This window comes from Mycobacterium sp. (genome assembly GCF_035603715.1).
Taxonomy (GTDB): domain Bacteria; phylum Actinomycetota; class Actinomycetes; order Mycobacteriales; family Mycobacteriaceae; genus Mycobacterium.
This window is the reverse complement of record NZ_DATNJW010000364.1, coordinates 1-7,376: the sequence shown is the minus strand read 5'-3', so window position 1 is coordinate 7,376 and position 7,376 is coordinate 1. Positions and strand designations below refer to the sequence as shown.

The 7,376-nt window shown below is 65.7% G+C and carries 9 protein-coding genes; 3 read left to right on the top strand and 6 right to left on the bottom strand.

Going from position 1 to position 7,376, the window contains the following annotated elements; translation table 11 throughout:
• On the bottom strand, positions 1-351 hold a 351-nt coding region (locus VN856_RS15030), incomplete at its 3' end, for a nuclear transport factor 2 family protein (protein ID WP_325690360.1).
• Entirely contained in the window at positions 348-803 is a 456-nt protein-coding gene (locus VN856_RS15025; RefSeq protein ID WP_325690358.1) for an SRPBCC family protein, read from the bottom strand. The genes VN856_RS15025 and VN856_RS15030, both read right to left, overlap by 4 nt.
• A gap of 366 nt (positions 804-1,169) precedes the next feature.
• Between VN856_RS15025 and VN856_RS15020 the strand changes: the two genes are divergently transcribed.
• Both VN856_RS15020 and VN856_RS15015 read left to right on the top strand, forming a co-directional pair.
• Positions 1,170-1,565, top strand: a complete 396-nt coding sequence (locus VN856_RS15020) for a hypothetical protein (protein WP_325690363.1) — start codon at positions 1,170-1,172, stop codon at positions 1,563-1,565.
• A gap of 39 nt (positions 1,566-1,604) precedes the next feature.
• Complete coding sequence (locus tag VN856_RS15015; protein ID WP_325690356.1) at positions 1,605-2,174, top strand: hypothetical protein; 570 nt, start codon at positions 1,605-1,607, stop codon at positions 2,172-2,174.
• Positions 2,175-2,238: 64 nt separating this feature from the next.
• Here VN856_RS15015 and VN856_RS15010 read toward each other — a convergent pair whose 3' ends face one another.
• Positions 2,239-3,222 carry an alpha/beta hydrolase family protein gene (locus VN856_RS15010; protein WP_325690354.1) on the bottom strand — a complete coding sequence of 328 codons (984 nt, stop codon included), beginning with the start codon at positions 3,220-3,222 and terminating at the stop codon, positions 2,239-2,241.
• A 355-nt stretch (positions 3,223-3,577) separates the two neighbouring features.
• Here VN856_RS15010 and VN856_RS15005 point away from each other — a divergent pair, with 355 nt between their 5' ends.
• Positions 3,578-4,774 carry a DUF7159 family protein gene (locus VN856_RS15005; RefSeq protein ID WP_325690352.1) on the top strand — a complete coding sequence of 399 codons (1,197 nt, stop codon included), beginning with the start codon at positions 3,578-3,580 and terminating at the stop codon, positions 4,772-4,774.
• Positions 4,775-4,795: 21 nt separating this feature from the next.
• Here the strand turns inward: VN856_RS15005 and VN856_RS15000 are convergent, their stop codons facing one another.
• Genes VN856_RS15000 through VN856_RS14990 form a run of 3 tightly spaced genes read right to left on the bottom strand, consistent with a single transcriptional unit; the run spans position 4,796 to position 7,253 of the window.
• Positions 4,796-5,668 (bottom strand): LLM class F420-dependent oxidoreductase, encoded by an 873-nt coding sequence (locus VN856_RS15000; protein ID WP_325690350.1) that lies wholly within the window; start codon positions 5,666-5,668, stop codon positions 4,796-4,798.
• A gap of 14 nt (positions 5,669-5,682) precedes the next feature.
• Entirely contained in the window at positions 5,683-6,243 is a 561-nt protein-coding gene (locus VN856_RS14995; RefSeq protein WP_325690348.1) for a YceI family protein, read from the bottom strand.
• Complete coding sequence (locus VN856_RS14990) at positions 6,240-7,253, bottom strand: alcohol dehydrogenase catalytic domain-containing protein (RefSeq protein WP_325690346.1); 1,014 nt, start codon at positions 7,251-7,253, stop codon at positions 6,240-6,242. The genes VN856_RS14995 and VN856_RS14990 overlap by 4 nt, the downstream gene beginning before the upstream one ends.
• Between the last annotated feature and the right edge of the window lie 123 nt (positions 7,254-7,376).

Genomic DNA, 7,376 nt, shown 5'->3' with positions numbered 1-7,376 from the left:
GTATTTCATCACCGACAGATTGGCCGCCTGGTGGATGCTCCCGTCGCCGGGATCGCGCATCTGGTTCTGGAACTCGCAGAAGACCCAGCCGCGGTCGACGTCGATGGAGTGCCAGGACGTCGGATAGAACGGCATCTCGCTACCGGGAAAGACGTTCATCGTCGAGACAATCCAGTCGCGGATCTGTTCGCGACCGTGCATCGTTCCGTAGGTGTGCTCGACGTAGGTTGCGTCCTCGGTGAATTGGTCGGCGAACCGCGACCAGTCCCAGCTGGAACCGATCTCCACGACGACTTGCTTGTGGCGCTCGAAAGCCGACTCGATCTCGTCGCGCGACCACTGTCCATTCATGCCTCGGCCACATCCTTGATTCGATGCAATGTTTTGGTCATATCCCTGACGTTTCGTCGTTGACGCAGCCAGCCTCCGAACAGCCAGTAGTAAAGGTCCGTCATCGGGGAGGAGGCCATTCGGAATGATTCGGTGACGTCGGTACCGTCGCCCGACGGCGCCATCCGGTAGTGCCAGTTGTTCACCGCCCGGTCGCCCACCAACACCGCGAAGCCGAATTCCCGGCCGGGCTCGCAGGCGGTGACGCGGCAGACGGTCCAGTACACCGGGCCGATTTCGTTGCGCTTGACGTGACCTCGGAATCGCGCGCCCAGCGCCGGCCCGGTCGCTCCGTCGAGCCATTCGGCTTCGAACACTTCGGGGGAGTAGCTGCCGATGTTGCGGACGTCGGCGACCAGGTCCCAGATCTTGTCCGCCGGTGCCGCTATATGAACTGTCGCAGAGCCCTGCATGGGCTGATCAAAGCATGCTCGCGGCCGGCGGGTGCGCGGAAATGCCGATGTTCAACCAGTCCTGCATTGCGCGCCGCGCGGATATTCGGAACCCGCGCGAAAAGCCGGGGACGGAAAATGGTTGCGAGCCGAAGGCCAGAAATTGCGCTGGCGGGTCGGACTTCCCGCGATACGCTGCCGCGATCGCACCGTTGGGCCAACCTTGTCCAGACGATGGATCCGCGCTAGCGTTTCGACGTCTGCAATCAAGATTCGGACGGAGTGATTATCATCGACGATTCCTTCCAGAGCACAAAGCGGTCCAAGAACGACGGGGGACCGGATGACGGTGAGGCGCCGGTCATTGTCAGCTTGGTCGAGGCGGCGATGCAGATGTTCTCCGCTGCGATCGACGCGTTGCCCGACATCAAGGATCCAGAGTTCTCCAATCGCGCGAATGTGATCCTGTCCGGTCTGCGCAAGTTGCAGACGGCACTTACCAAAGCAGCGTCTCGCGGTCGGGCGACTCCGTCAGTTATCGTGTCGCTCAGCGGAGTTCGGACCCGCTATGACGACCTGATGGCGATGGCCGCCGAGGCGCCGGGCGCGACGTTGGGCCAGCAGCTCTACGTCGTTCGCCGGCGCGCGAAACTGTCGGCACAGGAAACCGCGAACGGCGCGGGACTCACGCCCGAGCTGCTCGACGCCATCGAGGCCGAGGAGATCCCGACCGACGACGAGGCGGCCCGGATCAAAGAACTTCTCGCGGCTCTGGGGGGCTGACGCCACCGTCCCGTGGCTTAGCCCGCTTCGTGGTCACCCATGACTGACGACCGCGACACGTCGAACAATCGCTCGCCCGCAGCACGGACGGTGTTCGCCGCCGCCCTGTCGACTGCTGTCCTCGTCGGTGCCGCTTTCCTGGTGATCAATCGGCTGCACTCATCGGCGGGGAATGTTGCGGAGCACCCGGGTCCTGCGGCCACGGATGCGCAGACTCAAAGCGAGGTTGTCGAGCAGGCGAAAGACATCGTCGCGGTCGCGGCTCTTCAGCAGCCCACGGCCAGCTATCTCTTGATGTCCTGCAAGGACAACGACAACCCGCCCTATCAGGGAGCGATATACCTCGACTTCCAGCTGCCGCCCGACATCAGCGCGGACGAGTATTTCCGAACCATCGCGGCGGCCATGGTCGCGCACGGCTGGCGTGAGGGCTTACCGCCCAACCAGCACATATTCGGCAGAAATCTTTCGAAGGACGGCGTCAACGCGATCCTGTATCCGGATCGCGACTCGACGACACACGGCGTCGGCCGTATCTACGGCCAGTGTCACGACATGAACAGTCACCGAGCGGCGGCGTGGGTCGATGTCACCGACCGACTGCATTAGCCAGGCAGGCAACAGAAAACCGGGCTTGACGGGATTCCGTCAAGCCCGGTTTTGCTTCGGGGGTTCAGCCGCCGGCGTGAGCGCCAAGCGCGCCCTGCAGATCACCCTTCATCGCGTTGAGCTGCGCTCCCCAGTACTCCCAACTGTGGGTGCCGTAGGCCGGGAAGTTGAACACGGCGTTGTGCCCGCCCGCGGCGTTGTAGGCGTCCTGGAACTTCTTGTTGCCGCCGATCATGAAGTTGCTTTCGAGGAACGTGGCCGGCAGGTTGGCGCCGCCAAGTTCGTTCGGAGTTCCGTTGCCGCAGTAGACCCAGAGCCGGGTGTTGTGGGCGACGAGTTGGGCGACGTTGACCGTGGGGTCATTGCGTATCCATGCCGGGTCGCTGTCGGGCCCCCACATGTCTTCCTTCTTGTAGCCACCGGCATCACCCATCGCGAGGCCAATCCAGCTCTGGCCGGTGGACGGGCTGAGGTAGCCGGATAGCGAACCGGCGTAGATGAACTGATCGGGGTGGTAGATCGCCAGGTTCATCGCCGAGGAGCCTGCCATCGAGATGCCGACCGCGGCGCTTCCGGTCGCCTTGGTGCTTTTCTGCGAGGACAGGTATCCGGGCAGCTCGCTGGTCAGGAAGGTTTCCCAGTTGTAGGTCGAGCAGCCTGCCTTGCCGCAGGCCGGTTTGTACCAGTTGGTGTAGAAACTGGACTGCCCGCCGACGGGCATGACGACTGACAGGCCGGACTGGTAGTACCACTCGAACGCCGGGGTGTTGATGTCCCAGCCGTTGTAGTCGTCCTGGGCGCGCAGGCCATCCAGCAAATACACGGCTGGCGCGTTGGTCCCACCGGGCTGGAATTGGACCTTGATGCTGTGGCCCATCGAAGCCGACGGCACCTGTAGATACTCAACGGGAAGGCCGGGCCGGGAGAACGCTCCCGCCGTCGGCGACTCGCCGACGAGGCCGATCAGGCCCGGTAGTGCGGCGGCCGCGATCGTGGCGACAGTAAGTCGCCGCAGCCATCCACCCAGTTTCTCGCTTACGTATGCCATATAAAGGCCCCTTGTCGACGGCGTCACGCACTATCGGAAAACTTACCGTGCGGTCGTCCATATGTCGATCAAGACGCAAACGTGTCTGGTTACGCTGCCGACGGCTGCCACCTGCTGCTACCTCGCATAATGCGGGCCAATCACCGTTTCCTGGCAACATTTTGCGGGCTCACGCGATTGCACACGCGTCGATCCCCGGTCGCATTTCGGCGCCGCGACCGCGTAGGCTCACCCGGGGTAGACCGACGAGACCACGCCGTCCCGGTCCTTCCGCCGCTCGCCGAACCAGCGCTGTAGAACTCGTCTGGTCCCCGACTGCGGCGCTCGGGCTTTGGGCCGCGATTGAGGTGCAGATTTGGATACGGTACTTGGGCTGTCGCTGACATCGACGTCAGTCGGCTGGGTCCTGGTGGAAGGCCGTGACGCCGACGGAACCACGCTCGATCACGACGACTTCGACGTGCCACCCGCCAATGGAGTCCAGGCAGTCCACACTTCGGAACAGGCCAGCGCGGCCGTGCTGGACGCGCAGGCCGCAGCCGCGGGCTACGACCAACGACTTCACGTCGTCGGCGTCACGTGGAGCGACGAAGCGGCTGCGGAGTCTGCTCTGCTGCTGGAGTCGCTGACCGACGCCGGTTTCGACAACGTCGTCCCGATTCGCTTCCACGAAGCGTGCGAAATGCTTGCTCGCGCAATCGCTCCGGTCGTCGGCTACGACCAAGCCGCCGTGTGTGTGCTGGACGGCGAGGCGACGATCGTCGTGATGGTCGACAACGACGGCGGCGAGCCGCAGACGGCCATCAAGCAGTTGCCTGGCGGGCCCGATCATCTGGTCCACTGGTTGACCACGCTGTTCGACCGCAGCTCCTGGCAGCCCCACGGCATCGTGATCGTCGGTGCCGAGCCCGAACTCGGCACGCTGTCAACGCATCTCGAGGCGGCGGTGCCGGTCCCGGTCATCACCCAACCGGGTGCAGATTTGGCTCTGGCGCGTGGAGCCGCCCTCGCGTCAGCTCAGAGCACCGAATTCACCGATGCCGAGATGCTCGAGACCGTGAACAGCCGGCGGCAGGATCACGAAGCCTCCGGACAGCGTTCGTATGCCGGAGCGTTGACGATGTTGGGCGCCGGAGCTGTCACATTCGTCGCATCGCTGTCGCTCGCGATGGGTCAGCACCTGGTGCCTCACCATGCACCCGATCCGGTCCGGCCGATGGCTCACTGGGCCGCGCCGGCCCCCGTAGCCGAGGCCCCGGCGCCGCGGCCGGCCGCAGTCGAGACCCCGGCCGCCCGTCCGGCTTCCAAGCCTGCGCCGGAGCAAGCGCCGGCCGTTCAGCAGCAGCCCGTCGTCGCTCAGGCGCCGGTCAACGTGCCCGCGGCCGCGCCGGTTCAGCCGCCCGCGGCGCCACCTCCGGCGGCACCTCCGCCGCCGGAAGAGCCGCCCAACCCGCACCCGCTGTTGACCAAGCTGTGGCTACGCCTGCATGGGCAGGACCCAGACCAGCAGCAGCCGCCCCCGCCGCCTCCGCCCGGGGCACCGCCCCCGTAGTCCTGGGGCCTGGCCGCGACGTTATCCCGTGAATTCCCGGGCTATTTCGGCGGCGGTACTCAACACGCCGAGGTGTTGATCGACTGATGCCAGCCCGGCGTCCATGGTGTTGATCGACACGTGCGATGCGCCCGCGTCCGCCCAGATTCGCAAGCCCTCGGCCAGGTCCTCGGCGCTGCCATTCCAGGACACCTGGCCTTGCATGCCGATCTGCGCGGGGTCTCGGCCGGCCTCCGTCGCCGCTTGCGCCACCTGCCGACGTGCCTGCTCGAGTTTGGGTCCAGGGCCGACCATCGGGAACCAGCCGTCACCCAGTCGGCCGGCGCGGCGCAACGCCCGCGCGGACGACGCCCCGAACCACACCGGAATCGGCCGCTGTACCGGCAGCGGCGCCAGCCCGGCGCCGGTCACCTGGTGATAGCTACCGCTGAAGGTGACACTCGGCTCGGTCCACAGCTTGCGCATCAACTCGACCTGTTCGTCGCAGCGTTTGCCCCGCGTCGAAAAGTCTTCTCCGAGAGCCTCATACTCGACCGCGTTCCAGCCGAGCCCGACTCCCAGGCGCAGCCGGCCGCCGCTGAGTAGGTCCACTTCGGCGGCCTGCTTGGCGACCAGAACGGCCTGGCGCTGCGGCAGGATGACGACTCCGGTGACCAACTCCAAAGAGGTGGTGATCGCGGCCAGGTAGCCGAAAGTCACCAGCGGCTCGTGGAACGTAGTCTGCAGGTCGTAGGGGCCGTTCCAGCCGGCGTGGACCTCCCGGTCGGCTCCCACGACGTGGTCATAGGCGAGCAGATGGGCAAACCCGAGCGCCTCGGCATGCTCGGCGTAGGACCGGACGGCGCCCGCGTCGGCGCCAATCTCGGTCTGCGGGAACACCACTCCGATCCGCATCGCGACTCCCATCGTCAGAATTCGTTGGCGCACTCCGCCGTAAACGACACGGTGACGTCGTCCGCGACTTTCAACGCGCCCAACAGCTGCGAGTACGGCCTGATGCCGAACTCGGATTGCCGGACGGTGGTTTCGCTGGACAGCCACCAGCTGCCATCCAGGTCATCGGTGCGCACATCCACGGTCTGGGCACGGGTCTTGCCACGGATGGTCAACGGCCCAGTCAACCGGTAGCCGTGGTCCGTCTTCTCGATGGTCTCGGCGGCGAACGTGATTCGCGGGAATCGACGAGCGCCCAGCGACCGTAAAGCGTTGGTGCGCACCAGGATTTTCTCCGGGCCGGACAACGGGGTCAGGCCGCCCTCGCCGCGCACCACCTCGAGCGAACCGACGTCGACAGTCAATTCCGCGCTCACCGGCTCGTCGGACGCCCACTGGATGCTCGCCTCCCAGCTGCGCATCGCGATCGTCAGTCGATGACCTAGCTGCGCGGCGCGACCGGCGACGCCGGTACGGATCAGCAGCTCACCGTGGGAGCCGTCAAGGCGCCACACCGCGCTGTCGTCGCCGGTCAAACCGTCAAGACGGTGCGGTAGTGCGCCCGGCCCTGCTCCAGTGCCGCATAGCCTTCCGCGGCCTTCGCCAGCGGCAGCTCTTCGATCCAGGCCCGCACTCCGGTCTGCACCGCGAAGTGCATGGTGTCTTCGATCTCGCTGGCCGTCCCGGACGGATGTCCGATGATGCTGAGCCCCGGCGTGATCAGTTGCAGCGGGCTGATCGCCAGCGGCTCCGGGGTGACCCCGATGGTGATGAGCTCACCGCGGGGTTGCAAGCCGCCGACCGTCGCGGCCATGGCCTTCGACGCGCCAGCAGTGCACAGCGCCACCGCGACACCGCCGAGGTCATTCAACGCTTCGGCGACGTCGCCGTCGGTGGAGTCGACGTAGTGGTGTGCACCCAGCTTGATCGCATCGTCCTTTTTAGCTGTGCCGCGGTTGACCGCGATGGTTTCGAAACCCATTGCCCGGGCGAACTGGATCCCGAGGTGGCCGAGTCCGCCGACACCGACGACCGCCACTCGATCACCCGGCAACGCATTGGTGTGGCGCAACGCGTTGTAGGTCGTCACGCCGGCGCAGCCCATCGGAGCGGCCTCCGCGTCGGACAGTTCGGCGGGGATGCGGGCCAGCGCGCTGGCCGGCACCGTCACCGATTCGGCGTAGCCGCCCGGGTAGTGCAAGCTCGGCACCTTGCCGTTCACACAGTGGATGAACAATCCCTTGCGACACTGTGCGCAGTGGTCGCAGCACCCGCCGAACCAGCCGACGGCGACGCGGTCACCGACCGCGAAATCCTGGACACCCGGACCGATTTCGGCGATCTTGCCGGCGATTTCGTGGCCCAGAGTCAGCGGCCAGGACATACCGGAGAAGTCGCCGGAAACAAAGTGGGCGTCGGTCCCGCAGATGCCGCAGGCGCCGACGCTGATCCGCACTTCGCCGCGCGCCGGCGGCGTGGTCTCGACCTCGGCGAGTTCCAGCGCCGCACCCGCGGACTTTACCTGAACTGCTTTGTGTGACGGCATAGCCGTAGCCTAATGCGCGACAGGGTGTTTCGCTGAGGCATCGCTGTGGTAATCGACCTGCCAGTGTTTGATGCCGTTGAGCCAGCCTGAGCGGAGGCGTTCCGGTGTGCCGATCGACTCCAG

Excerpts from the sequence above, each read along its gene's own strand:
- VN856_RS15025 (WP_325690358.1), bottom strand. The coding sequence starts at position 803 with ATGCAGGGCTCTGCGACAGTTCATATAGCGGCACCGGCGGACAAGATC.
- VN856_RS15020 (WP_325690363.1), top strand. The coding sequence starts at position 1,170 with ATGCAGATGTTCTCCGCTGCGATCGACGCGTTGCCCGACATCAAGGAT.
- VN856_RS15015 (WP_325690356.1), top strand. The coding sequence starts at position 1,605 with ATGACTGACGACCGCGACACGTCGAACAATCGCTCGCCCGCAGCACGG.
- VN856_RS15010 (WP_325690354.1), bottom strand. The coding sequence starts at position 3,222 with ATGGCATACGTAAGCGAGAAACTGGGTGGATGGCTGCGGCGACTTACT.
- VN856_RS15000 (WP_325690350.1), bottom strand. The coding sequence starts at position 5,668 with ATGCGGATCGGAGTGGTGTTCCCGCAGACCGAGATTGGCGCCGACGCG.
- VN856_RS14990 (WP_325690346.1), bottom strand. The coding sequence starts at position 7,253 with ATGCCGTCACACAAAGCAGTTCAGGTAAAGTCCGCGGGTGCGGCGCTG.